We start from the raw sequence: 24,432 nt of genomic DNA on the forward strand, positions 1-24,432 counted from the left end.
GGACTAAAGTCCTTACTACGAACTTTATACACTAATGGTCATTAATTAACAGCAATTTACGGTTAATTTTGCCCACTTATTTAGGGGTGGGATTTTTGCTAAAATGCCTCTTTTTAAAGGTTCTGGTCGTTCTGACCAGGGTAGTAAACCATCTGGTTTATCATAGTATTGAGTAGCACATTGCAGCACCGCAGATGCACTACCATCTACTGGTAAATTGCCGAAAAGATAGGTTAATTTTCCTTCTCCTTTGAAGGCGATAACGCAAGCATGGTTGCAAGCACTCATACATTCAACGCCTTGAATGGAGAATTGATGTTGCAATTCCCAGGTTTGTGCAAGTTCTTGAAGTTGTTGTAATAGTCGCTGTCCGCCACTTTCACCAACTCGCTTGCCATCTTGCCATATACTGGCGCAGGTCGTGCAGACAAATATCGTATGCTGTTTTTGATTCATTGATTTTCAGACGTTGCTGATTAATGGGGCGATTTTTGTTTCGCGCATATTGCAAGCAGAACCCGCAGGATAGGCTCGCTGAAGATAATGTAAATATGCGAAGGGAGATATCAGATACAACTGGGTTTTCAGCTTTGTATCTAGAACCTTCTATGGAAGAATTTGTATGCGTAGGAAACTGTCTAAAATTTCATAGAAATTTGTAGTCTGTGGAGTATGTCTGACGGTATGAGACAGTAATCCTGTTGAATTGGGAAAATATTCATTGCAATATTCACCTGTACCTCGCAGATGGGAACTTGTTTTATTGGCGGCGGGCATTCTGACTTTGAGATTTACATCTCATCACAGCTGCGGGACAGTGCCGGATTTACACCGAATCTTTCCCCGTTACCTCTGATGGCTGTTCCCCATCAGAACCGAATATGTAGCCATCATACAGCAATTTTAGCGATCGCACTGATTTCTTCAAAGAAAACAAGTCTCGCTACCACAACAGCACTCTTTAATCTATGCACCTAACAGGCTGGAACTTGCAATCTGAATAATAGGATAAAATTGTCAAGAAATATTAATGATTTTACCTACTCTAAATTCTGCAACCCGATCGCAATTTTACTGTGTTTTTCGATTTGCCCCATTACTTGTTTTGCTCTTTGAATTACTACCGCAGGTAAACCCGCCAACCGTCCCGCTTCAATCCCATAGGATTTATCAGCACCTCCCGGTTGGACTTGGTGTAGAAAGATAATTTGATCTGGTAATTCTTTCACTGTCACCTGATAGTTAGCAACATTAGGTAACATCGCCGCTAATTCATTTAATTCATGATAGTGAGTTGCAAAGATTGTCCGCCCCTGGATTTCTGTAGCTAGATATTCGGCTACCGCCCAAGCAATAGACAGCCCGTCAAAGGTAGCTGTTCCCCGACCAATCTCATCTAACAAAATTAGGGATCTAGCTGTGGCGTGGTTGAGAATATTGGCTGTTTCATTCATTTCCACCATAAAGGTAGATTGACCTGTCGCTAGGTCATCAACTGCACCCACGCGGGTGAAAATGCGATCGCATACTCCCAAATTTGCCGACTTAGCCGGGACAAAACTGCCAATTTGCGCCATTAGCTGAATTAATCCCACTTGACGCAGATAGCAACTTTTACCACTGGCGTTTGGCCCAGTTAAAATAACCAGGTCTGGTAGAGCCGTAGTATTTTCTGTACTACTTCCTAATTCCGTTGAGTTGGGGACAAAAAACCCCGCAGGTAAAGACTGTTCTACTACAGGGTGGCGACCATCAACAATTTCTATTTCCCGTCCAGGAATCATTTCGGGACGACAGTAACCTTGCTGTACTGACAATTCAGCCAAACCACACAACACATCGGCGGCGGCGACGGCGCGGGAAAGGGTGCGAATTACTTCCGCTTCTTGGGCTATCTCTTGCCGCAGTGCTACAAACACCTCATATTCCAACTGATTCAAATCATCTCGTGCTGTGAGAATCCGGGCTTCTCGTTCTTTGAGTTCTGGAGTGATGTACCGTTCCTCATTGGTGAGGGTTTGCTTGCGGATGTAATTATCGGGTACTTGGTCAGATTTGGCACGGGAAATACTAATGTAGTAACCAAAGGTTTTATTAAATCCTACCTTCAGTGTAGGTACTCCTGTTCTAGCCCTTTCATCTACTTCTAAATTCGCAATCCATTGCTGGTCTGCTTCTACCGTCGCCTTTCTTTCATCCAACTGAGGATTAACCCCAGCACGAATTAAGCCCCCGTCCTTCAGGTGTATCGGTGGTGATTCTACCAAGTGGGCGTGGATATTCTGCGCCAATTCTTCTAAAATTGGTGGCACTTTTTGCAATGCTTTGAGGAAGGGAGAACGCGCATCAGCTACTAATTGGGCTAATTCTGGCAAACGTGCGAGAGAATCAGCCAAAGCCGCTAAATCTCTCGCGTTAGCAGTTCCTGAACTTGTTCTACCTGTGAGTCGTTCTAAGTCGTAAATCTGCCGCAATAATTGTCGCAAATCTTGACGTAAAGGTGTATTTTCCTTGAGTTCTTGAATAGTATCTTGCCGCGCCCGAATGCCTTTAATATCTAGTAATGGTTGCAACAACCACCGCCGCAAAGCTCTAGTACCCATTGCAGTGCTAGTTCTATCTAATGCCCAAAGTAGAGAACCGTGAAAAATGCCATCGCGGACTGTTTGGGTAATTTCTAAGTTGCGGCGGGTTTGGTGGTCAACAATTAGGTAATCGGTGATGGTGTAGGTGCGGAGTCTTTGCAGAGAGATAGGTTTTTCTTTTTGGGTATCTTCCACATATTCCAATAGCCCACCCGCCGCCCTGACAGCCAAGGGGAGATGATCGCAACCTAAACCTTCTAGCGATCGCACTTTAAATGTCTGCAATAATTTACTTCTAGCCTCACCCTGAGAAAAGGGAACTTGCGATCGTAAACTATAACAAAATGATGGTGGTAAACACTCTGGTAAATGGGGCGAAGTTTCCCCAGGACGCAGCAAAGTACCCAAATCAGGCGCATTGGTGGGAACTAATACCTCGGAAGGCTGCAAGCGCATGAGTTCCTGGGTGAGATGTTCTAAATCACTATCTTGGGTGGTGAGAAATTCCCCGGTAGAGATATCTGCATAGGCTAAACCCCAGTGATTTCCCGCAATTACTACAGCCGCCAAGTAATTATTACGACTTGATTTCAGCATTCCTTCTTCTAGCAATGTCCCAGGGGTGAGGATGCGCGTCACCTCCCGCCGCACCAAACCCACAGCCTCAGAAGAGTCTTCCACTTGGTCACAAATCACTACGGCGTAACCTTTCTCTACCAGTTGGGTAGTGTAGCGTTCCCAAGCGTGGTGGGGTACACCAGTCATGGCGACGCGACCAACTTCACCGCCGTGTTTGCTAGTAAGAACTAATTCTAATTCTCTCGATACTGTGACCGCATCTTGGAAAAAAGTTTCAAAAAAATCGCCTACTCGATACAGCAACAGCGCATGAGGATGTTTATCTTTGACCTCAACATAGTGCTGATACATTTTACTCAGCTTCCTACGGTCTACCTGTCGCGTGTCGGTATGCGGCCCTGTGGAATGATTGGGTTCTTTCGGCTGGATATCAGAGTCAGAAACGGTCATAGGTAGGATAGATGCTAGAATTTACGCACGCCAAAGCCACAATATCCGATGATAACGTGATGTGGAAATTTCAGGGCGATCGCGTAAGGTTTTTTTATATCACTTATCTCCTATTCTCAGAAACTCTTTTAGGTTACTGGTGGTCTGTCCCATTAATCTTGCTGGGTAATACTAGATAATGCTTAAATAGCAATATGAGTGTATCCCTACCCAGAAACTGAAATATATCAAGCTTGAGGGCTTGGAAGGGCGGATGAATGCACAACTCATGGCAATTGTGGCTCAAGTAAATCGTGAGCGCATTCACTTCCCGCCAGTTATTAGCCTTAAGTATGTCACAATACGAATTTATGACTTATAGCCCACCTAAACTCCTCACTTTCGAGCAATTTTTAGTCGAGTATGGGGACAACCCCCGTTACGAACTCATTGACGGACAACTACGTGACATGGAAGCAACTGGCCCGCATGAAGAAGTTTCAGGAAATATTGCGGGGAGAATTTATGCTGAAATTCTTCGTTCTAATTTAAACTGGCTGATTCCAAAAACTTGTTTGATTAAGCCACCTGCGGCTGAAGCAACAGCACTCCGTCCAGACGTTATTGTTTTAGATAAAGCAAAACTTACTAACGAACCACTTTGGCAAAAAGAACCGATTATTTGTAATGGCAATACTATTGAGTTAGTTGCTGAAGTTGTGAGTACAAATTGGCAGGATGATTATGCCAGAAAAGTTGAAGAATATGCCTTTCTGCAAATACCAGAATATTGGATTGTAGATTTTCGCGGTTTGGGTGGCTTGCAATTTATCGGTAATCCCAAACAACCTACCTTCACAATCTGTCAACTAGTGAATGGCGTATATCAGCAGCAACAATATCGTTTGGGAGATACTATTTTCTCTTCTCTGTTTCCCAACTTACAACTTAAACTTGACAATATTATGCCATAGTGACCTTAGTCCTGATTTTTTTAAGGACTAAAGTCCTCTCTACGAGACGCTACGCGAATACTACAAACTTGTTTATCCATCAATTCAAACTTGATCACCTACTACAGTGAAAATAGCAGTATTAGCAATCTAACTCAAGTAGGTATAAGATCATGGTGCGTTTAAAACCGTGGCAGTGGGTAGTATTGGCCGTCCCCATCGCCTCCATCATCATTTTCTTACTGGTATCCGCCGGGATGCAGATCCATGAGTGGGGACTCAATTGGATTTGGGGTGTGTTCACACTGGTATTTGTGGGTTGGCGTTGGTTATTGGTGCGGTGGACTCAACCCGCAATCAAACAAGTAGAAGCTGCACTTGCCCAAGTCCGTGAAGAATTAAAATCGACAGTTGCAGATACTACCACACCAGTCAGCAGTGATGCTACACAGCAAGCCGAAGCCGCACTCCAAGAAATCCTGACAGTTGCTCAAAGCGATCGCCCGATTTGGGAAGATTGGCCAACTTTTTGGCAACGTTGTCAAGATTTGGTGGTGGCTGTAGCCCGGATTTATCATCCAGAAGTGCAATATCCTTTACTAAATATCTACCTTCCCCAAGCTTATGGACTGATTCGGGGAACAGTGGATGATGTAGATCAGTGGATGCAAAAGTTATCACCGGCACTCAATCAGGTGACAGTTGGGCAAGCCTATCAAGGCTACGAAGTCTACCGCAAGTTAGAACCATCAGCGCGAAAGCTTTTACGGGCTTGGGGTTGGGCGCAGTGGCTGTTAAATCCGGTGGCGGCTGTGGCTAACCGTGCGACTAAGGGCTATTCTAATCAGGCAAATCAGCAATTATTAGGGAATTTGGGTCAATTATTCCGAGAAGCTGCTTTGAGGAATTTGTGTAGACAGGCGATCGCTCTCTACGGTGGTGAGATCCTACCCACAGCCGCAGTTTCTACACCAACTCTACCGAAAACCAAAACCCAAACTCTGCAAAACATCCTATCCGAAGCTGAACCCGTCGAGAAAGTCGAGCAAAAACCTCTCAGTATTTTACTCGTGGGGAGAACAGGCGCAGGGAAAAGCAGCTTGATTAACACCATATTTCAAGGGGATCTCGCAGAAGTTGACGTTTTACCCAGCACAGACCAAATTCAAGATTATCATTGGCAAACCCAAGACGGCGAAACCCTCCATCTCTGGGATACACCTGGTTATGAACAAGTCAAGCGGGAAGATTTACGTCAAATGGTGTTAAACTACGCCACTAACGCTGATTTGCTACTTTTAGTGACTCCCGTGCTTGATCCCGCCTTGCAAATGGATGTAGACTTTTTGCAAGCAATTAAGGCAACCATTGCAGATATCCCCGCGATCGCAGTTGTCACCCAGGTAGATCGTCTGCGTCCCATCCGAGAATGGCAACCCCCCTATGATTGGCAATGGGGCGAAAGACCAAAGGAAATCGCCATTCGAGAAGCTATAGCCTATCGTGCGGAATTATTAGGTGAATTTTGTAATTTAGTTTTACCTGTGGTTACTAGTGATTTGCAAACAGGGAGAATTGCTTGGGGAATAGATGCTTTATCTTTAGGATTAATAGAAGCGATCGCACCCGCAAAGCAACTCAGACTAGCCAGGTTTTTGCGTAACCTAGAAGCCCGTACTGTAGCTGCTGCCAAAATCATCGATCACTACACCTTCCAAATGGCAAGCACCCAAGGATTAACTGCACTACTAAAAAGTCCTGTATTACAGTTTATCGCTACATTGTCAACAGGTTCTCCTACTTTGGCTTACATCCTAGCCGAGCAAATTCCAGTAGAACAGTTACCGATTGTCATTGGTAAACTCCAGATGGCTTATGATTTATTCTCCCTGTTGCGAACAGAGGACTCTCACCCAGTTAAATTCGACCTATTATCTCTGTGGCCGCTACTTTTAGAAAACCCTACCACTCCGGATCGTAATGCCTGGGCATTTGGTCACGCCCTTGTAGAATACTGGACGCAGAATTTAACTATACAACAACTCCGGCAACGCTTTGACTACTATTTGCAGCAAGCTTGATGACTTTTCACGGAATCTGGAAAACCCCTCTCCAAACCTCTCCCCTACAAGGCTACCGTGTACACACAAGTCTTAAAATCCCAGTCACCACTCGCTTTATAGCCCTGAAATGTCATTCTGAGTGGAGCGGAGCGGAAGGAAGAATCTCGGACTTGCACCGTAGTCTCTAGATGTTTCATTTCGCTGTCGCTACATTCAACATGACAGTTGAGAATTTTCTCAAGGTTCTGAAATGTATGTGGGTAGCACTTGTGTGTACACCGTAGCCTACAAGGAGAGAGGCTTTAACTTTTCCCCCTTCCCTACTAGGGAAGGGGGTTAGGGGGTTAGGTTTCGCGTTAGCTTTTCCACATAACGTGAAAAGTCAGGCTTCTCTCCCCTCCCTTACCCTACGGGTTCTGCCTTGCAGTATGCGTTTGAATTTTATCCCTCAATTCACTATCATCTTTACTAAGAAACGCCTCCACCCATTGACTGAATTAATACATCGGGTTTGTATCCAATCGGCTTAGATCCAACCGTTACGCCGCCGTGAATCATACCTTGAATTTCTGAACCAAAGAAGCTGTAAGGAAATTGCGGTTCGGGGCGACTGATCGCTTCCAGACGATCAGCTAGTTCAGTAGGAATATCAAAAGAGAGTGCTTTGAGATTATCTTCTAGTTGCGATCGCTTAGTTGCTCCAATAATCACCGATGCAATCCCAGGACGATATGCTGTCCAGTTGACCGCAACTTGAGCCATACTGCGCCCTAGTTCCTGCGCCACTGTTTCGAGTTCTGCTACAATTTTCCAGTTGCGATCGCTAAATTTCTGAAACGCTGGATTTGAGACACCTTGAACCGTCTCTAGTCTTCCTGCTCCCGTAAATCCTCCCTCACTGGCCTTGTACTTCCCACTGAGAAGACCACTCCCCAACGGACTCCACACCATCGTCCCCATTCCCAGTTCTAGACCGAGGGGAATAAATTCCCGTTCAATGTTACGCTCAATCAGCGAGTATTCGAGTTGGAGCGTGCAAAGTGGTTCATAATTGCGCCACTCCGCTATAGTTTGCGCTCGTGCTACATACCAGCTTGGCGTATCGCTCAGTCCAATGTACCGCACTTTACCCGAACGAACTAAATCATCCAGTGTTCGCATAACTTCTTCGACTGGGGTAATCATATCCCAAGTATGGAGAATATAGAGGTCGATATAATCAGTCCCTAACCGTTGCAGTGAACCTTCTACCGCCCGCAAAATATTTTTTCGTCCGTTCCCGCCTGCATTCGGGTTTCCTGGTTCGGCATTGTAACTAAACTTAGTTGTGATGACAACGCGATCGCGGAGGTTACGCTCTGTCATAAATTTACCTAACCAAGTTTCGCTAGTACCATTTGTATATAAATCTGCCGTGTCAATAAAGTTACCACCTGCATCAACATACGTATTGAACATTTGGCGGGCGGTGTCTTCATCTGTTCCCCAACCCCATTCAGTCCCGAAGGTCATTGCACCAAGGGCAAGACGGCTAACGCGCAGTCCAGAACGTCCTAGGGTGTAGTAAGTGTTGAGAGACATATTCGTAACTCCTTAATGAGTATAAAAATGGTTGATTCTCTTGTTAAATACAATTTAGAGAATATCCCGCCAGCATTCATGCCTGATTCTTGCGGGGTTATATCAAAATCATGCTCAATTAAATTTAAATACTGTTGCGAAATTGCTTTGGTGTTACCCCGGAAAACTTACGAAATTGGGCAGTAAAATGACTGGGATTAGCAAAACCTACCTGATAGGCAATTTCTGCCGATGAAAATCGCGTCACTTTTAGCAATACTTTTGCCCGTTCGATTCGCCGTTGGAGAATATAGCGGTGTGGCGGTTCTCCTATTAAGGCTTTAAAGGCACGGGCAAAATGAAACTGACTCATGGGGACTAATGCAGCTAGTTGTGCGATCGCTAAATCACCAGCTAGATTGTCTTCAATATAATCTTTGATTTGCTTCAGCTTTAACGCATCAATGGCATCAGTTTTCGTGGGGGTAGATTTACTCAATACTCCACTGTAGTTTCGTAGTAGATGCACAGCCAGCAAATTCCGCAACGACTCGACATATAGATTGCCTGCCAAACCACTACTGACTACCTCAGACTTCAACAACTGCGCCACATTTAAAATAATTGGATCTAGAAAAATCACCCGGTGTTGCAACTCAAACGGAGTAGACAATCCGCTTTCATCTGCTAGTCGGTTGAGCAAGCGCGGCGATAGCATCAAATTTACGTATTCACTCTCCTTTTCCCGCCGATGCCATACCAACTCACGCTCCGCATACACAAACACGCTGCCGGCAGGCATAGAAGTAGTTTGCGGCTGACCCCCATCTACTGACCAAGTAACACGTTCATGGGGAATAAACGCCACACTAATAGCGTGTTTGGGCATCGCAAAGTCAAAATCTCCCACCGTTTCCAATCGACCATACTCAACAATCAATTCATTCCATTCGGCTTTGAGAATTGCAGCTGTTTGTTGGGGCTTGGGTTGCTGTATCAAAGAATTAAATAGATATTTTATACCTTAATATTTATATACCTTAAGTAGTCTCAATTTTGGAGTTCCCTCATACTAATGTTTGAACCTCTCCCGTAGCGTTGCGGGGAGAGGGGTTAAATCAGGTTGATAATTAGACGACTTGCCGAACTCCAGGAATACCGTTGTCAACCACAAACGAAGCACGGTTACTAATCGTACCAAATGGCGTTAATACATTTGACATCACCAGATAGTCTGACCTCCAAGTGCTAGGAGTCACTGTACAACGCACATATCCCCGTTGACCGTTGTAGAACTTAATGTGGGGGTTATCTGGTAAGTATGCTTGAACATTCGGATTTATATCAACACCATCACCACCTGAGCTAATTGAGGTGCTGACAAACTCACTACCCAATGTGGCAGATTCGGGATTATCAAAGTTAGCTTTGAGATTCATTGCCCAGTTAGAATGCACATCCCCTGCTAAGGAGACTGGATTAGATGGTTGACGCTGTGCCAGAAAAGCCATCAGGCGATCGCGCGAAGCCACATACGCATCCCATTTGTCCATGCTGACAACTTGACCTTCTCCCGGTAGGAAATCTCTCTGAGCAATGGGAACTTGCTGCGCCAAAATATTCCATGTCGCTGCTGATTTATCTAAGCCATCATACAACCAACTTTCTTGCGCCTGTCCCAGAATTGTGGCTTGGGGATCAAAAACTTCTGGACAACGTTCCTTGCTACCATCACCACAGGGTTGATCAGTGCGGTACTGCCGAGTATCTAAAACATTGAATGTAGCCAGATTCCCAAAGTTTAACCGACGGTAAAGCTGCATATCAGGGCCGACTGGTCGGGAGAAGGGACGCAGGGGCATATGTTCATAGTACGCCTGATAAGCGATCGCTCGCCGTTGTGCGAAGATAGCTGGATCTTGATCTGGTTCAGTATCGATTTCTGAGATCAAGTTGGCGTAGTTGTTTTCTACCTCGTGGTCATCCCAAGTCACAATCCAGGGGAAGGCTGCATGGGCTGCTTGGAGATGAGGATCGGTTTTATAAAGAGCATGACGGTTGCGGTAATCTTCCAAGGTGAAAATTTCTGTACTATTATGCTGTCTAGGCCGAGTTAGATTAATCCCTCCCTCATAGATGTAGTCACCCGCAAAAAATACTAAGTCGAGGTCATCCTCAGCCATGTATTTATAAGCAGTGTAATATCCTTGCTCATAGTGTTGGCAGGATGCTATGGCAAACTTCAATAGATTTGAGGAACTACCAGACGCGGGAGCAGTCCGAGTCCGACCAATGGGGCTGGCTTCGCTACCAACGTTAAAACGATACCAATACCAAGTATGAGGTGAGAGTCCTTCCACTACCACCCGCACAGAGTGAGCCAGTTCTGGAGTTGCCAGTACAGTCCCTCTGGAAATAATGCGCTTCATGTTGGAGTCGGTGGAAACTTCCCAGCGAATTGGTACATTCACAGGCGGCATTCCACCGCCATTTATAGGTTCGGGAGCTAGTCGAGTCCAGATGACGATGCTGGTGTCATAGGGTTCGCCTGATGCCACACCCAGTTTAAAAGGATAGTCGGAAAATCTACCTTTAGCGATCGCTTGTTGATGAGGAAATTGGCTGGCAATAGCTAAACCTGTAAATGCTCCTGCTCCGATAATTAGGTTACGTCGTTTGATGCGACTTTGCAGGAACTTCTGAACATTATGGTAATCTACCATCCTCTTACTCCTGACTAAAAATAAGTTAAAGGAATGCAACAGCTAACACAAAAAAGGCAGGGTAGTTTCTCCCTTACCAAACTCATGTTTAAATTCCCAGCTTCTCAACTGGTATCAATGTGTTAGTTGTTATATCTGCACGTCAAAATTTACTAAATAGAGATTAATTTTTGACAAAGAAAGAGTTAATAGAAATTTAATTTTTTGATATTATTAAATTTATTCAAATGCCAAAATAATATTTAAAGTAAAGTGTACAAAAAAATGAAGAATGAACTATGTAGCTATCATTCTTCATTTTGAATAATACCATTACAATTATCTATTTTGCCATTGTGTGGGGATAAATTTTGACCCATTTAAGCAAGATTAAGCTTTGGTATTTCCCATTGCTATGTTTTTTCTTTTCATCATCAAGGTGACACTACCAACTAATAAAAAGCCTCCTACTATTGTAGGCTCAGGTACTTTTCTATAAGAAACCGTACCTGATATAAATTCAGCGTCTGGGGAATTTATGGAGTAACGTGTAAAATCTTCCCCAGCGATTTCATATCTGATAGAACTAGCCGGATTGGCTTTATCATCAAATTGATAGTTTAATACTAAAGATGTTCTGCCTGTAGAAAAAATCGTGGGATAGACTATAGGGAATTCTGGGTAGTTAAGATCATCTGTTTCGGTGTAAACATTAGAATCACCGTCAAATTGGAAGGAAAGGGACTTAAGGATTGCTACATCATCGATGAAAGTTGAGTCATCAAAGCTAAAAAATCCATTTCCTCTCGTGGTAGGACTATCAACTGTAAAAGCATAATGAACAATCGCCGCAGATGCTGAATTTACATCTACACTAGCCAAACCCAAAGCTAAACTAGCAGCAAGGACTAATTTTGAACCCAATTTCATCTCTGTTTTCCTCACTATAAACTTCTGTTAGCGATGCACACTACAAACTATACAAGCGTTATATCTCGCGTTTTACTTACCCTTTTTGATTTGCAAATGGGAGTTCATCACCGATAAAATCCGTGATAAAAATTAAGCTATTCTCCCTTTTGAAAACAAAGACATAAGGGACTATTTTTTTGGAACTAATCTATATTGAGGTTATGAGTTTAAGTAGAATTTAATTAGAGGTAAAATATAGAAAATAATTAATACATCACTGTGATAAGTTGTGAAGTAAGGAGAAAGGCGCGAATAACCAGATCTATGTAAAGAAACGTAAAGCCAACTAAGATCCAATATGATTTCAGTTAAAAATTATTTGTAGAGATAACTGGTCTTACAAGACGCGATTTATCGCGTCTCTACATGAAGATAATGGGTTTAGGAACTTTAAATTAAAAACTGCTCTGGCTGAAGATGATACCAAGAGCAGTATATGAGGATTAATAAGAAAACCGAATAATCTAGACATCCTCTGGCTCAAGTTGTGCCACTGTAACTGCATTGACAGCAAAAGCAAAAACTAATGGCATGGGACATCTGAGTACAAAAGTAGAAATAACTGCTATCACCGTACTAATCACTGCTGAAGTTGACCAAATTTTTTCTTCAAATGTCAGTCCCTTCTCAGATTTAATTCCTCTGAGGACATGATTGGGAATTGGTTCGGGCATGACACATCCCGGAGGAAATGCCCAGTAATTGTTACGCCGCTCTACAAATAGTTCTGTCCAGCCATTTTCTTCGCACCATGCTTCGATCCAGTCAATAGAGTAGTGTGTCATAATTGCAGTTACTTATTCGGCTTGTTGAATTTGTCTAGTTAGGGACAATAAATCTGCTCAAGATTTATCAGAAGTTCAGCAGTCACTATAAAACTACGGTTAATACTCCCCATATAGAGCTTGTTAAGCATTCCGAAACATCATCAAATTGTTTTCGATCACGCTTAATGCTCACCATGATTAAAAGACTAACAGCCTATCTTCCCTGCTAAACGGAAACGACAATAAACTTTACTTGGGAAATATTAACTTGAAGAAATGTAAATTTTATAGCGATCGCTAAATCTCAATTAAACCTATTTATATCGTAAAACGCAAACATTGAAATCAAGAATTGTAAATTAGTGGGTGAGCAATTGCTTAATTTTTTTACGTAATTGAAATATATCTGACTAGAGAATCATTTCTCCACTTATCTAGCTCACCCTATAGTCATAAATAGCGGCATATTTTAGCTGTCAGGACACGCCCATCGTAGGCGAGAGCCAAACTTTTATGACAAAATGTTAAGGTGTTAGTGATCCAAAACACCTGAAGATGGGGAATATACAAGATGAAACACCAAATTAATTACCTCAAGATGTTTTGGCGGCAAGGCTTGGTGTTATTGTTGGGGATCATAGTCTTATGCTTGCCCTTTCCAGCATGGGCAGTAGATTGGACGCATCCTTTATCATTTAGCAATGCAGAATTATCTAGACATGATTTTTCTGGTGATAGTTTACAAGCGGCGGAGTTTTCTAACGCCAATTTAGAAATGACTAAGTTTGTTGGTGCTGATTTGCGGGGAGCAGTATTAAGTGCTTCTGTAATGACAAACGCAAATCTCCACGGAGCAGATTTAACTAATGCAATGGTGGATCAGGTAAACTTAACAGGTGCTGATTTAAGCGATGCCGTTTTTAAAGAAGCTATTTTACTCCGTGCCATCTTTAATAATGTGAACCTAAAAGGTGCAGATTTTACAGATGCAATTTTAGACAAGGCACAAATCAAAGAACTTTGTACAAAAGCTAGCGGAGTAAATTCTCAAACAGGCGTAGAAACTCGTGATTCGTTGGGATGTTCATGAAGCGTATAGGTGTAATTGGTGGTGGACAGCTAGCCTGGATGATGGGGGATGCAGCAAATAAGCTGGGGGTAGAGTTGATAGTGCAGACTCCTAGCAGTCAAGATCCGGCTGTAGCGATCGCCCATGATACTGTATTGGCAGAAGTTGCTGATGCTGATGCCACAAAAGTTTTAGCAGCTAAAAGTGATGTTATCACCTTTGAAAATGAATTTGTCGATTTAGAGGCTTTATCTCTGCTAGCAAAGCAAGGTATCTGCTTTCGTCCCAGGTTAGAAGCTTTAGCACCACTATTAGATAAATATCATCAGCGTTGCTATTTACGCGATTTAGGGCTACCTGTACCGCAATTTTTCGCAGTCGAACAACAAGAAGATTTAGCCGCGAAAATTGCAGACTTAGGTTTTCCCCTAGTGCTGAAATCTCGCCGTCACGGTTATGACGGACAGGGAACTTTTATCATTCGTGATTTAGCTACCTTGCAAGAGAAACTAGAGTTAAATCACAAAAATCCAACTCTATTTTTAGTAGAAGAATTTATCCCCTTTGAACGGGAACTAGCGGTAATTGCTGCCCGTTCCGTAGATGGTGAAGTTGTCATCTATCCAGTGGTAGAAACACAGCAAGAACAACAGGTATGTCGGCGAGTGATAGCCCCTGCGGATATTACACCCGAACAAGTCGCCACAGCAGAAGCGATCGCCTATAAATTATTAAACAGCCTCCAATTTGTCGGCGTGTTTGGCATCGAACTATTTCTCACAACTGACGGGAAAATATTAGTCAACGAAATAGCCCCCCGTACCCACAATTCCGGGCATTTTTCCCTAGACGCTTGTACAACTTCCCAATTTGAGCAGCACCTGAGAGCAGTTTGTGGTATGCCTTTGGGTAATCCGGCTTTGCAGTGTACAACTGCTGTCATGGTCAACTTATTAGGTTATGAAACCTCTCACAGCGACTACCAAAGCAAACGCCAGCAATTAGCAGCAATTCCCCAAGCACACGTTCATTGGTACGGTAAAACAGAATCTCGTCCAGGACGCAAACTAGGACACGTCACCGTTTTGTTAGAAAATCATCACCAAGCGATGACCTACGGTCGGTCAAAGACCATCGCCTCTGAAGTCGCCCACACCGTAGAATCTATCTGGTACTCCAGTTGATGACTGAAATGATGCCCCATTTCCAATTTGTACACAATCGGTTTTGAAAAGCTATAATGAGTGAGTTGCACTGCGACGTTGGTGACTGCCATCAAGTTTTTTGATCTATGTCTTTAAGAAAAAGGGAACTAAATGTCTCTCGTGGCAGTAAACCGGGCGTGTACCCGGAAACTTTAAACGAGTAAAATCTGTTCCCCCCTGGTTTAACCAGGTCATAAACTTAGGTAAAACGGCGTTGCGGTGAACTCAAAATTTAAAACTCCCAAATTTTTATAAAAATTTGGGAGTTTTAATATTTTCAGAGTTATCCATCATCAACTTCAAAAATGTTTAACTCCAGTTGTATCAGATGATTCTTAATTGGGTACAAAACAGAGTTAAGATAACTAAAAAATAACTTAAATTTTAGTTAAAAATAGAAAAATTGTTACAACCGCAACTAACAAATCCTGTATTTCCAGCGTCGGTTTTCCGGCTAGATAACGGTTTAACGTTGATTCATCAAGAAATTCCCACTACTCCTGTAGTTGTGGCTGATGTTTGGGTAAGGGCTGGAAGTATACATGAGCCAGAACCGTTGTTTGGTATGGCACATTTTTTAGAACACATGATCTTTAAAGGTACAGCCACCCTAGAGCCGGGAATGTTCGACCATAATATTGAAAATACAGGTGGTGTAAGCAATGCGGCCACAAGCTACGATTATGCTAATTATTCCCTAACTACGGCTACTACTTATATAGAAGATACTCTGCCTCATTTGGGAGAACTACTACTCAACGCTGCAATTCCAGAGGATGAGTTTGTCCGTGAACGGGATGTAGTATTAGAAGAAATTCGCGCTTCCTATGATGACCCAGACAGTGTAGGTTTTCAATCTCTGCTGCAAAATATCTACCAAGACCATCCTTATGGACGCTCAATTTTGGGTAATGAGCAAGAACTAATGCAGCATTCTCCAGAAGCAATGCGTTCTTTTCACCGGACTCACTACCAACCAGAAAATATGACAGTAGTGATGGCTGGGGGTATTAACCAACAGCTAGCATGGGATTTGGTTAACAAATCATTCTGTAATTTTGGTGAACGTGAAGACTGTCCGCCAATGAAACCATTAGCCAAGCCAGTCATTAGTGGAGTTCGCCGCCAAGAATTGTCTTTACCAAACTTAGAACAAGCAAGGCTGTTAATGGCGTGGCTAGTACCAGGAGTAGAACAACTGCGTGCAGCCTATGGTTTAGATTTATTGTCAGTATTATTAGCAGAAGGGCGAACTTCGCGCTTAGTACGTGATTTGCGAGAAGAACAGCAACTAGTGCAGGGAATTTGCAGTAATTTTTCTCTGCAACGAGAAGCCAGCTTATTTACAATTACTGCTTGGTTAGAGCCAGAATATCTAGAAATAGTAGAGAATTTAATTCTTAGCCATTTGGATGATATCTTCAGCCAAGGTATTAATGAAAATCAACTAGCTCGCACCCGTAGGCTGTTATGTAATGATTATGCCTTTTCTACTGAAACACCAAATCAATTGAGTGGGATGTATGGCTACTACAATACCATTGCCCAAGCAGAATTATCTGTCACCTATCCTCAGCAAATTCAATCATTCACTCCCCACGAATTGCAACAATTAGCTAAACAGTATATTTCACCGCAAAATTACGCGGTGACTATTATTAAACCGTGTTAACTGGGGACTGGGGACAAGGAAGACAAGGAAGTAAAAAGGTAAAACAAAAGAATCTTTTGAAGTTTGACGTTTGACTTTTTTATGCCCAATGATTATTGACTAATAACTAATAACTAATGACTCAAACTGTGAATCCTGCTGTGTCTAACAACTCCCTTATCCATCGCACTGTATTAAACAATGGCATTGTCGTGCTGGTAGCAGAAAATCCTGCTGCGGATATTATTGCAGGGCGAATTTTTATTCGTGCTGGTAGTTGCTGTGAACAACGCGAAAAAGCAGGTTTAGCGCATCTACTAGCAACAGTCATCACTAAAGGATGTGATGGACTTTCTAGTATGGAAATTGCCGAAGAAGTCGAATCTGTGGGAGCTAGCTTGAGTGCAGATACATCGACTGATTATTTTTTAATGTCGTTAAAGACAGTGACAGGGGATTTTCCTCAGATATTATCACTGGCGGGGCGGATTGTGCGATCGCCTACTTTCCCCACCACCCAAGTAGAACTAGAACGACGTTTAACCATCAATAGCATTCGTTCCCAAAAAGAGCAGCCCTTTACCCTAGCTATGGAGCAAATACGGCGGGTAATTTACCAAAATCATCCCTACTCCCTGTCGGTAATGGGGGATGAAAACACTGTGAGCAACATCACCCAAGAAGACTTGGTAGAGTATCACCAAACCTATTTTCGTCCAGACAATATAGTTATTAGTATCGCTGGGCGAGTCACGTTAAATGAAGCAGTGGCCTTAGTAGAAGAAGTATTTGGTGATTGGCAAAATCCAGAGCAAGCCCTACCAGAAATTAATCTCCCAGAAATTGCAGTAGAGCCACAATCCCAGCTTAAGCCCATACACACCCAGCAATCTATTGTCATGCTCGGTTATTTGGGTGCAGCAGTGAATGATGCTGATTATGCCCCTTTGAAATTGCTATCTACTTATTTGGGTAATGGTTTATCTAGCCGCTTATTTGTGGAATTACGAGAAAAAAGGGGACTAGCTTATGAAGTATCGGCATTTTACCCAACTAAGCTATATCCAGCCTCATTTTTAGTTTATATGGGGACAGCCCCAGAAAATACCACTATAGCCCTAGAAGGATTACAGACAGAGGTAGAGTTACTGTGTACCACCGAATTAACTGAAACAAGTTTGCAAGCAGCGAAGAACAAAATTTTAGGGCAGTATGCCTTGGGTAAACAAACTAATGGACAGATTGCTCAGATATACGGTTGGTATGAAATTTTGGGTTTAGGAATCGACTTTGATAGGCAATTCCAAGAACTAACAACGGCTGTCACCGTCCAAGATGCTTTAATAGCAGCGCGTCGCTATCTCCAGAAACCTTATTTATCTTTGGTAGGTCAAGAAGGAGCAATTAACCGTGCGGTGCTGAGTTATGAGTTATGAGTTATGAGTTATGAGTTAATACGGTTACGGTTCATTGAAGAGGAAAAGTAGGTTGGGTTGAGCAACACCGAAAACCAACAAAGTCTTGAGGCTGTTGGGTTACTCTTCGAGTTCGCAGAGCGTTTCGCAGGAAAGGCTTGCGCCTATGTTCCTCAACTGAAGTGTATTGACTCAGCACTCAGCACTCAGGACTCACTACTCAGCACTCAGCACTCAGCACTCACTACTCAGCACTACTAAAAGTTGTAATATTAGCAACAGAAGTTCTGGGAGTGATTTCCATGAAAGGCAGCCTGACAGCAAGTATTTTAAGCTACTTAGAGTTACTAAAGACATTTCGCTGCTTCAGCAAAAGTAAGTTTTATTGGCTACTCCTGTTTTCCTGTATGTCCGTGTTCTTTGGCTCATCGACGGTGGTAGCAGTTAGAGTACCCCAACAAATTGCCCAACAAGTTGGGATAAACCGTCCTACTCTCAAGGTTGGTAGTCAAGGCGAAAGTGTGACGGAACTTCAGGCGACTCTAAAGCTTTTGGGCTTTTATTCTGGTGCAGTTGATGGTAACTATACTGAACCTACCGCCAATGCTGTTTCTCGGTTTAAACAAACAGTGGGTTTGAGTCCAGATGGTATTGTTGATGCTGCTACCTGGCAAAGACTTTTTCCCAATCAACCATTTGTAGTATCAACACCCAACTCAACAGCCAATACCACAACTGCTTTTCCTGTTCCTACTCAAGCTGCTACAACTACTAATACTAGACCTGAACCAAGACCCACTCCTCCCCGCCCTGTTCCCAATCAAGTAGTGAATACTAAACCTGTCACCAACCAGACAAACACCAAACCTGTTAATAATCAGGTTGTAAATACTAAACCTATTGCCAGACCTAGCAATACTTCTAGACCTAGCACTACTTCTAGACAAAACACAACCACGACAACTCGTCCTAACACGACTCCAGCCGCTAACCGCATTCCTGGTGTGCAGTACACATCAGAAGGATGGCCGATTTTGCGCGTGGGGATGAGTAATGCAGAAGTTACCAAGTTACAAACCAGGTTGAGTCAACTGGGTTTTCTTAAAGGTGGTGTAGATAGCTATTTTGGTGTGATGACTGAAAATGCTGTGAAAGCAGCACAAAAACGCTACGGTATCGAGCCTGATGGTGTAGTTGGCGGTGCAACTTGGGAGGCTTTATTGGGGCGTTCTCCCCAACGGCGTTAATATCATGTCTGCTAAGGGACTTCCAAGCAAAAAAATATCCTGTCACTTTTATGGTATGGGAGCAGGGGAGGGATAATCGTTTTGATTTCAGAAATTGGATAATTTATTTTTTGGAGTTCCCTAAAAGAATTAGCATATCTCTGTAATGCTTGGTGGTTGGTAATTGCTCATGGGAAAAATAAATTAGCAATTACCAACTAACAATTTTTGTATATTTCCTCTTGAGGCCGATTTCTTTCAACAAAATATGAAAAACTTTCTATTGACGTGGTTGGGTACTGCGGTGGCTTTGCTAATTACAGCCCATATTGTACCGGGATTTGAGGTGAAGAGTTTTGTCGCTGCTCTGGTTGCTGTAGCAGTAATTGGGTTAGTCAATGCCTTTGTCAGACCAATTTTAAGTATTCTGGCATTTCCCATTACTCTACTCACCTTTGGTTTATTCACATTTGTTCTGAATGCTTTAATCCTTTGGCTAGCAAGTGTCCTCACACCTAGCCCTGACTTTATCATTAGAGACTTTTTAGCGGCTTTTTTAGGCTCAATTGTACTATCTGTAGTTTCTAGCGTAATTAGCTATATTCTCAGAGCTATGGAATAGTTATTGGTGATTCTCCCCTCTATCCTCTACTCTCCAGTCCTTGGGCGACAGCGATTGTTACTGCGCCTGGTTGTCCAGGTAAGCGGAAAATTTGTTTAGGAACTAAAAGCTTGACTGCCAAATTAAGGTGAGAGGCTGCCAAAATAGCAGATGCTTCAGCAACACTAGGCGTTCCGACTATTTTAGCGATCGCTACGGTAGGATGAGGTACAGCAACAGTAGACAAAATCTCGGCAGAAAAGGTTTTCAAGGGAAAGTTATAGCTATGACAAAAATCTCTTAAACCCGGTTCTGATGCTTTTATATCAATAGTAGCAAGACCGACTATCTCTGTTTGCAGAAGTCCATAATTTTGAAAAACTTGCTCAATTGCTACTAATAATAACTCAGAGGAAATACCTGATTGACAGCCAAATCCTAGCCACAGGTTTTGTTGTACAGGCTGTTGATCAGGGATTATTTGCACATTAGTAACTAAATTACTATCAAGTAGAATTTGAAACTTTTAGCCTTTCGGTATTTAATTATCAGTTAGTAAGTTGTGCTTTTTAGCGTTTATTAAAATACCTAAAAACTGATAGTTAGAATACTGTTATCAGAAATGAAAAACTATATATTGAGCATATCTAGCACAGTAGGAAACGCCGGGGTGAAGACAAAGTAAAAACTAGGAAGTAAATTACTTCTCTAGTTGTGCTTCTTTGGCATCCCTGAAGCATCAACATTTTACTTAGTCTACTTCGGTGTTTCAATTTCTTCGCATTTTTGCCGTAGTTACTTTATACAAAGCTACGACTGATTTTCATAATTTCAGTTTCTCATTTCTGAAGCAGACTTCTTTAACCTCCTTAGTATTTAATTTAATACCGTGTTTTTTACTAGTTGTCAAGTTGTCTCAAGCAAGTTTTAAGATACAAAAATTCTAGCCAAAATTTGTCTAAAAAATAACAGATTTTTTGACTTTTATTGCTAATTTCTTGCCGAAAATTTAGCAATTCAGAAAAGGACATCTCGTGTTTTCAGAACAAAGTAACTAATTAGACACTAATTAGCATCATAATTACGTTAACGTAGCCCATTACGAATTACGAATTACGAATTACAAATTATTCCTCCGCTCCAGCCTGCTTGAAAATTTGCACGATATTTCTATAGCCATTAAATTCTGCCAGCATCAAAGCCGTATAACCACCACGGTTTTTTAAGTTCATATTTGCCCCAGATTCCAGCAATACTTGCACCGCTTTACCATAGCCCCCAGCCGCAGCCCACATCAAGGCTGTAGCTCCTGCCGAATCTTGATAATTAATATTTGCACCCTTAGCTAACAATAGCTGAATAATTTTAGGATAGTTACGTTCTGCTGCCTTAATTAAAGCGGTTTTGCTATCTTTCGCTGGAATATCAACATCAGCACCATAATCTAAGAATACCTTGACTGCATCTGTCTGTCCTTGGGATACTGCCAAGGTTAAAGGTGTTTCACCGATTTTATCGCCATGCAAATTTGCACCATAACGCAGCAGTGCTTCCACTATCTGACTATGCCCCTGCAATGCAGCTACTAGCAAAGGTGTGTCACCGAGATGATTTTTGATGTGGGAATCTGCACCGCGACTAAGCAAAATTTGCACTACATCAAGATAGCCTTCCACAACAGCGAGGTGTAAGGCTGTTTCGCCGTCTTTATCTTGATGATTAACTTCAGTACCTTGATCTAGTAATATAGCTGCGATCGCAACCTGTCCAGCCGCCACAGCTGCCAATAATGCCGTACCACCATCTTGGTTTTGTAAATTCACATCAGCCCCACCCGCCAGCAATGCTTGGACTACCTCTACACGTCCCAAGTCAGATGCAATCATCAGCAGGGTTTCGCCGTCCTCATCTTGGGTGTTAGCATCCACACCACTTTCTAAAAGCAGTCGCACTACTTTCTCGTGTCCATGCTTGATTGCCAATTTTAAAGCCGTATCTTCGTCATTGTCTTGGCAATTCACATCAGCCCCACCCGCCAGCAATGCTTGGACTACATTAGTATGACCCTTGAGCGCAGCTGCCATCAAAGCCGTACTACCATCTTCATTGGTGGCATTAATATCAGCCCCCCTAGAAACTAGAAGTTGTACAATATCTAGCTGATTAGCACTAGCAGCTAACATCAAAGCCGTCAAGCCGTAGCGTTTTCTAGCTAAATTGATATTTGCTCCCGCATCCAAGAGCGATCGCACAATTTCGGTATAACCTAGATTAGCAGCAAACATTAACGCTGTAGTGCCATTGCGATCGCACACATCCACCATCGCAACCGCAACCAATAGGGCATCCAACTGCTTCAAATCACCACTTTTAGCAGCTTTCAGCAGCAAAGCATCATAGTTTTCAATCATGAATCCATTCCAACCGGGAAATCTTGTTTATTCAGTCCCAAAATTTAGTCTGAAATGCTTTAGGTACTTTGGCAAGATATTGGGCATGGGAAATATAATCTACCTTGTCTCTCTTGTCTCCCTTTGCCCACGGTACGTAGAATTGTGCTAATTTTTATTAAGATTTAAGAATTGGGCGAGAACACGATGAATTTGGAACTGTCTGCCTCAGTTAAATATTGGCTGAATTTCTTTCACCCGTTGATTATGTGGGTGTTACTAGCACTCTCACTGTATGCTGCTTACCTCGGTCTACAAGTACAGCGTACACGCAACGCACAAGGTGAAGTAAAAAAAGAACTAATTAAAGGTAAATATAACGTCAAACACTACCAAATTGGCTCGTTAATTTTAGCTGTAATGGTAGCTGGTGCAATTGGTGGTATGGCTGTCACCTTTATTAATAACGGTAAATTGTTTGTAGGCCCGCACCTATTAGCTGGATTAGGTATGACAGGTTTAATTGCATTTTCTGCTGCCCTATCTCCCTTTATGCAAAAAGGAGCAAACTGGGCGCGGGTAACTCACATCTTATTAAACTTCGTGATTTTAGGACTGTTTACCTGGCAGGCTATCACAGGTGTAGAAATCGTTCAAAGAATCCTTTCTAAAGCTTAGTCATTAATCCTTTCTTCTTTGTGTCTTTGTGCCTCTGTGGTGAAAAATAAAGTTATTTTTACCACAGAGTTAAAGAATTATCGTCGTTTCTTGCAATTATTTGGGAAAGGAATCCCAACAGATTGGTGAAAATCTTCTTGGACTTTGCGAGTGAGGCGGCGGGAGACTTGGCGGACGATTTGGTTGAGCAAGCGATCGCCTGTAGACTGAACTAAAGACTTGGGTAAACGCTGAATAAATCGCGGAAAATGCAGACAAACAACTAAATCTAATTCCCATTCCACTTGCGTGACTTCACCCAAATCTTCTTTCAACTGTAATGATGCTCGGTAGTCTACATCATAACCAGGTGGTTGATAATCAGGAACAGGAATTGTGCGAATCCGATAAACTCCCTCGTCGGCGGGTAAAAGTTCTAAACCAATTTTCGGTTCAACTTCATAACCAAAAGAGCCAAAACGACCAATAATTAAGGCATAACCGTTTTCTCCCAAAGGCTGTACCTTCATTGGTTCAGCACACCGCGAAAACCAATCAGCATGAGCATTTAGATACTCAGAAACCGTCTGTGCTGGGGCGGACATTGCCATACAGTCGTTATAACGACCATAAAACTTGGTTAGAGTCCCTATAGTTTTGTCTGTACCCGTGTCTTCGTTTTCTGGGAGGTTTGTAGTAACGGGGACAACTGTTTCTGTGATTTCCAGAGATTGATATTCGCCGTTTGTCGAAAGCATGAAGCATTCCCCTCTAGCTTGGCGTTTGTCTATAATTAATGATTCCCAGGTTGATTGGGCGGATTAGCATTAAACTTCCATTTTGACCGAAAGCTTATAAATCTGTCATACACTTCATAAAATAACTACAATATAAAACGGATCAATCACATAACTAGTTTCCCAGGATAGCGTTTCTTATGAAAGCATTTGTAGCAGGGGCAACAGGTGAAACAGGTCGCCGCATAGTACAAGAGTTAGTCGCGCGTAACATTCCTGTGCGTGCTTTGGTCAGGGATATACAGACAGCTAGAACCATTTTGCCACCTGATGCCGAGTTAGTAGTAGGTGACGTATTAAATCCACAAAGCTTAACTACCGCCTTGGGAGATAGTACCGTGGTACTGTGTGCAACTGGCGCAAAACCCAGTTTAGATCCCACAGGCCCCTATAAGGTAGATTTTGAAGGCACTAAAAATTTAGTTGATGTAGCCAAAGCCAAGGGAATCGAACATTTTGTTTTAGTAACTTCTTTGTGTGTCTCCCAGTTTTTCCATCCGTTGAACTTGTTTTGGCTAATTTTGGTATGGAAAAAACAAGCAGAGGAGTATTTGCAAAAAAGTGGTTTGAACTACACAATTGTTCGTCCTGGTGGGTTAAAAAATGAAGATAATCCCGATGCGATCGTCATGCAGAGTGCTGATACATTATTTGAGGGTAGTATTCCTCGCCAAAAAGTCGCCCAAGTTTGTGTAGAAGCTCTATTTAAGCCAGCCGCACACCATAAAATAGTTGAGATAGTCGCCAAACCTGAAGCTAGCCCTAAAAGCTTTGAAGAATTATTTCAGCAGTGCTAAGTAAAGTGCTGATT

Annotated in this window: 22 protein-coding genes, 1 other RNA gene and 1 riboswitch; of the genes, 13 read left to right on the forward strand and 10 right to left on the reverse strand. The window is 42.6% G+C overall.

Features of this window, described 5'->3' with window-relative positions; all coding sequences use genetic code 11:
• Positions 1-45: 45 nt before the first annotated feature.
• On the reverse strand, positions 46-456 hold the full coding sequence (locus ACM0OR_RS01940) for a DUF1636 family protein (RefSeq protein ID WP_414574791.1): 411 nt from the start codon (positions 454-456) through the stop codon (positions 46-48).
• Between the two features lie 294 nt (positions 457-750).
• Positions 751-895: riboswitch (cobalamin riboswitch) on the reverse strand.
• 145 nt (positions 896-1,040) lie between these two features.
• Positions 1,041-3,614: a DNA mismatch repair protein MutS gene (gene mutS / locus ACM0OR_RS01945; protein ID WP_414574792.1), complete on the reverse strand. Its 2,574-nt coding sequence runs from the start codon at positions 3,612-3,614 to the stop codon at positions 1,041-1,043.
• 11 nt (positions 3,615-3,625) lie between these two features.
• Here mutS and ACM0OR_RS01950 point away from each other — a divergent pair, with 11 nt between their 5' ends.
• From ACM0OR_RS01950 to ACM0OR_RS01960, 3 genes are all read left to right on the forward strand, one after another.
• Positions 3,626-3,793 carry a hypothetical protein gene (locus ACM0OR_RS01950; RefSeq protein WP_414574793.1) on the forward strand — a complete coding sequence of 56 codons (168 nt, stop codon included), beginning with the start codon at positions 3,626-3,628 and terminating at the stop codon, positions 3,791-3,793.
• A 171-nt stretch (positions 3,794-3,964) separates the two neighbouring features.
• Positions 3,965-4,567 carry a Uma2 family endonuclease gene (locus ACM0OR_RS01955; RefSeq protein WP_414574870.1) on the forward strand — a complete coding sequence of 201 codons (603 nt, stop codon included), beginning with the start codon at positions 3,965-3,967 and terminating at the stop codon, positions 4,565-4,567.
• Positions 4,568-4,719: 152 nt separating this feature from the next.
• The gene (locus tag ACM0OR_RS01960) at positions 4,720-6,627 is read left to right on the forward strand and encodes a GTPase (protein ID WP_414574794.1); all 1,908 of its coding nucleotides are present in this window, start codon (positions 4,720-4,722) and stop codon (positions 6,625-6,627) included.
• Between the two features lie 450 nt (positions 6,628-7,077).
• Here the strand turns inward: ACM0OR_RS01960 and ACM0OR_RS01965 are convergent, their stop codons facing one another.
• From ACM0OR_RS01965 to ACM0OR_RS01985, 5 genes are all read right to left on the reverse strand, one after another.
• Complete coding sequence (locus ACM0OR_RS01965; RefSeq protein WP_414574795.1) at positions 7,078-8,190, reverse strand: aldo/keto reductase; 1,113 nt, start codon at positions 8,188-8,190, stop codon at positions 7,078-7,080.
• Between the two features lie 124 nt (positions 8,191-8,314).
• Complete coding sequence (locus tag ACM0OR_RS01970; protein WP_414574796.1) at positions 8,315-9,169, reverse strand: helix-turn-helix domain-containing protein; 855 nt, start codon at positions 9,167-9,169, stop codon at positions 8,315-8,317.
• A gap of 130 nt (positions 9,170-9,299) precedes the next feature.
• Positions 9,300-10,892, reverse strand: a complete 1,593-nt coding sequence (locus tag ACM0OR_RS01975; RefSeq protein WP_323265375.1) for an alkaline phosphatase — start codon at positions 10,890-10,892, stop codon at positions 9,300-9,302.
• A 369-nt stretch (positions 10,893-11,261) separates the two neighbouring features.
• Positions 11,262-11,801: a PEP-CTERM sorting domain-containing protein gene (locus tag ACM0OR_RS01980; RefSeq protein WP_414574797.1), complete on the reverse strand. Its 540-nt coding sequence runs from the start codon at positions 11,799-11,801 to the stop codon at positions 11,262-11,264.
• Positions 11,802-12,307: 506 nt separating this feature from the next.
• On the reverse strand, positions 12,308-12,628 hold the full coding sequence (locus ACM0OR_RS01985) for a hypothetical protein (protein WP_323265373.1): 321 nt from the start codon (positions 12,626-12,628) through the stop codon (positions 12,308-12,310).
• Between the two features lie 580 nt (positions 12,629-13,208).
• Between ACM0OR_RS01985 and ACM0OR_RS01990 the strand changes: the two genes are divergently transcribed.
• The 8 genes from ACM0OR_RS01990 (at position 13,209) to ACM0OR_RS02025 (ending at position 19,798) form a co-directional block, all read left to right on the forward strand.
• Positions 13,209-13,700, forward strand: a complete 492-nt coding sequence (locus tag ACM0OR_RS01990) for a pentapeptide repeat-containing protein (protein WP_414574871.1) — start codon at positions 13,209-13,211, stop codon at positions 13,698-13,700.
• Positions 13,697-14,863 (forward strand): 5-(carboxyamino)imidazole ribonucleotide synthase, encoded by a 1,167-nt coding sequence (locus tag ACM0OR_RS01995; RefSeq protein ID WP_414574798.1) that lies wholly within the window; start codon positions 13,697-13,699, stop codon positions 14,861-14,863. Before ACM0OR_RS01990 ends, ACM0OR_RS01995 begins: the two co-directional genes overlap by 4 nt.
• A 64-nt stretch (positions 14,864-14,927) precedes the next feature.
• Positions 14,928-15,111, forward strand: a non-coding RNA gene (gene ssrS, locus ACM0OR_RS02000) — 6S RNA.
• A 176-nt stretch (positions 15,112-15,287) separates the two neighbouring features.
• Positions 15,288-16,556, forward strand: coding sequence for a M16 family metallopeptidase (locus tag ACM0OR_RS02005; RefSeq protein ID WP_414574799.1), 1,269 nt, complete (start codon positions 15,288-15,290; stop codon positions 16,554-16,556).
• A gap of 116 nt (positions 16,557-16,672) precedes the next feature.
• Positions 16,673-17,971, forward strand: a complete 1,299-nt coding sequence (locus ACM0OR_RS02010; protein WP_414574800.1) for a M16 family metallopeptidase — start codon at positions 16,673-16,675, stop codon at positions 17,969-17,971.
• A gap of 57 nt (positions 17,972-18,028) precedes the next feature.
• Positions 18,029-18,211, forward strand: coding sequence for a hypothetical protein (locus ACM0OR_RS02015; RefSeq protein WP_414574801.1), 183 nt, complete (start codon positions 18,029-18,031; stop codon positions 18,209-18,211).
• A gap of 41 nt (positions 18,212-18,252) precedes the next feature.
• On the forward strand, positions 18,253-19,197 hold the full coding sequence (locus ACM0OR_RS02020) for a peptidoglycan-binding domain-containing protein (protein ID WP_414574802.1): 945 nt from the start codon (positions 18,253-18,255) through the stop codon (positions 19,195-19,197).
• A 247-nt stretch (positions 19,198-19,444) separates the two neighbouring features.
• Complete coding sequence (locus ACM0OR_RS02025; RefSeq protein ID WP_190702787.1) at positions 19,445-19,798, forward strand: phage holin family protein; 354 nt, start codon at positions 19,445-19,447, stop codon at positions 19,796-19,798.
• A 19-nt stretch (positions 19,799-19,817) separates the two neighbouring features.
• On the opposite strand, the gene ACM0OR_RS02030 is transcribed toward ACM0OR_RS02025, so the two are convergent.
• Positions 19,818-20,264: a cobalamin biosynthesis protein gene (locus ACM0OR_RS02030; RefSeq protein ID WP_414574803.1), complete on the reverse strand. Its 447-nt coding sequence runs from the start codon at positions 20,262-20,264 to the stop codon at positions 19,818-19,820.
• Between the two features lie 640 nt (positions 20,265-20,904).
• On the reverse strand, positions 20,905-22,188 hold the full coding sequence (locus tag ACM0OR_RS02035) for an ankyrin repeat domain-containing protein (RefSeq protein WP_414574804.1): 1,284 nt from the start codon (positions 22,186-22,188) through the stop codon (positions 20,905-20,907).
• Between the two features lie 186 nt (positions 22,189-22,374).
• Between ACM0OR_RS02035 and ACM0OR_RS02040 the strand changes: the two genes are divergently transcribed.
• Complete coding sequence (locus tag ACM0OR_RS02040; RefSeq protein ID WP_414574805.1) at positions 22,375-22,845, forward strand: DUF4079 domain-containing protein; 471 nt, start codon at positions 22,375-22,377, stop codon at positions 22,843-22,845.
• A 77-nt stretch (positions 22,846-22,922) separates the two neighbouring features.
• On the opposite strand, the gene ACM0OR_RS02045 is transcribed toward ACM0OR_RS02040, so the two are convergent.
• On the reverse strand, positions 22,923-23,582 hold the full coding sequence (locus tag ACM0OR_RS02045; protein WP_414574807.1) for a DUF1997 domain-containing protein: 660 nt from the start codon (positions 23,580-23,582) through the stop codon (positions 22,923-22,925).
• Between the two features lie 179 nt (positions 23,583-23,761).
• On the opposite strand from ACM0OR_RS02045, the gene ACM0OR_RS02050 reads away from it, so the two are divergent.
• Entirely contained in the window at positions 23,762-24,418 is a 657-nt protein-coding gene (locus ACM0OR_RS02050) for an NAD(P)H-binding protein (protein ID WP_323265365.1), read from the forward strand.
• Positions 24,419-24,432 lie beyond the last annotated feature (14 nt).

It is taken from the genome of Anabaena sp. CCY 9402-a, from assembly GCF_963920945.1.
In the GTDB taxonomy this organism is placed as follows: Bacteria; Cyanobacteriota; Cyanobacteriia; order Cyanobacteriales; family Nostocaceae; genus Trichormus; species Trichormus minutissimus.

Coding starts and splice junctions, on each gene's coding strand:
- ACM0OR_RS01950 (WP_414574793.1), top strand. CDS start 3,626: ATGCTAGAATTTACGCACGCCAAAGCCACAATATCCGATGATAACGTG.
- ACM0OR_RS01985 (WP_323265373.1), bottom strand. CDS start 12,628: ATGACACACTACTCTATTGACTGGATCGAAGCATGGTGCGAAGAAAAT.
- ACM0OR_RS01980 (WP_414574797.1), bottom strand. CDS start 11,801: ATGAAATTGGGTTCAAAATTAGTCCTTGCTGCTAGTTTAGCTTTGGGT.
- ACM0OR_RS02010 (WP_414574800.1), top strand. CDS start 16,673: ATGACTCAAACTGTGAATCCTGCTGTGTCTAACAACTCCCTTATCCAT.
- ACM0OR_RS02045 (WP_414574807.1), bottom strand. CDS start 23,582: ATGCTTTCGACAAACGGCGAATATCAATCTCTGGAAATCACAGAAACA.
- ACM0OR_RS01960 (WP_414574794.1), top strand. CDS start 4,720: ATGGTGCGTTTAAAACCGTGGCAGTGGGTAGTATTGGCCGTCCCCATC.
- ACM0OR_RS01995 (WP_414574798.1), top strand. CDS start 13,697: ATGAAGCGTATAGGTGTAATTGGTGGTGGACAGCTAGCCTGGATGATG.
- ACM0OR_RS01990 (WP_414574871.1), top strand. CDS start 13,209: ATGTTTTGGCGGCAAGGCTTGGTGTTATTGTTGGGGATCATAGTCTTA.
- ACM0OR_RS02020 (WP_414574802.1), top strand. CDS start 18,253: ATGAAAGGCAGCCTGACAGCAAGTATTTTAAGCTACTTAGAGTTACTA.
- ACM0OR_RS02025 (WP_190702787.1), top strand. CDS start 19,445: ATGAAAAACTTTCTATTGACGTGGTTGGGTACTGCGGTGGCTTTGCTA.
- ACM0OR_RS02035 (WP_414574804.1), bottom strand. CDS start 22,188: ATGATTGAAAACTATGATGCTTTGCTGCTGAAAGCTGCTAAAAGTGGT.
- ACM0OR_RS02040 (WP_414574805.1), top strand. CDS start 22,375: ATGAATTTGGAACTGTCTGCCTCAGTTAAATATTGGCTGAATTTCTTT.
- ACM0OR_RS01940 (WP_414574791.1), bottom strand. CDS start 456: ATGAATCAAAAACAGCATACGATATTTGTCTGCACGACCTGCGCCAGT.
- mutS (WP_414574792.1), bottom strand. CDS start 3,614: ATGACCGTTTCTGACTCTGATATCCAGCCGAAAGAACCCAATCATTCC.
- ACM0OR_RS02050 (WP_323265365.1), top strand. CDS start 23,762: ATGAAAGCATTTGTAGCAGGGGCAACAGGTGAAACAGGTCGCCGCATA.
- ACM0OR_RS01965 (WP_414574795.1), bottom strand. CDS start 8,190: ATGTCTCTCAACACTTACTACACCCTAGGACGTTCTGGACTGCGCGTT.
- ACM0OR_RS01955 (WP_414574870.1), top strand. CDS start 3,965: ATGACTTATAGCCCACCTAAACTCCTCACTTTCGAGCAATTTTTAGTC.
- ACM0OR_RS01975 (WP_323265375.1), bottom strand. CDS start 10,892: ATGGTAGATTACCATAATGTTCAGAAGTTCCTGCAAAGTCGCATCAAA.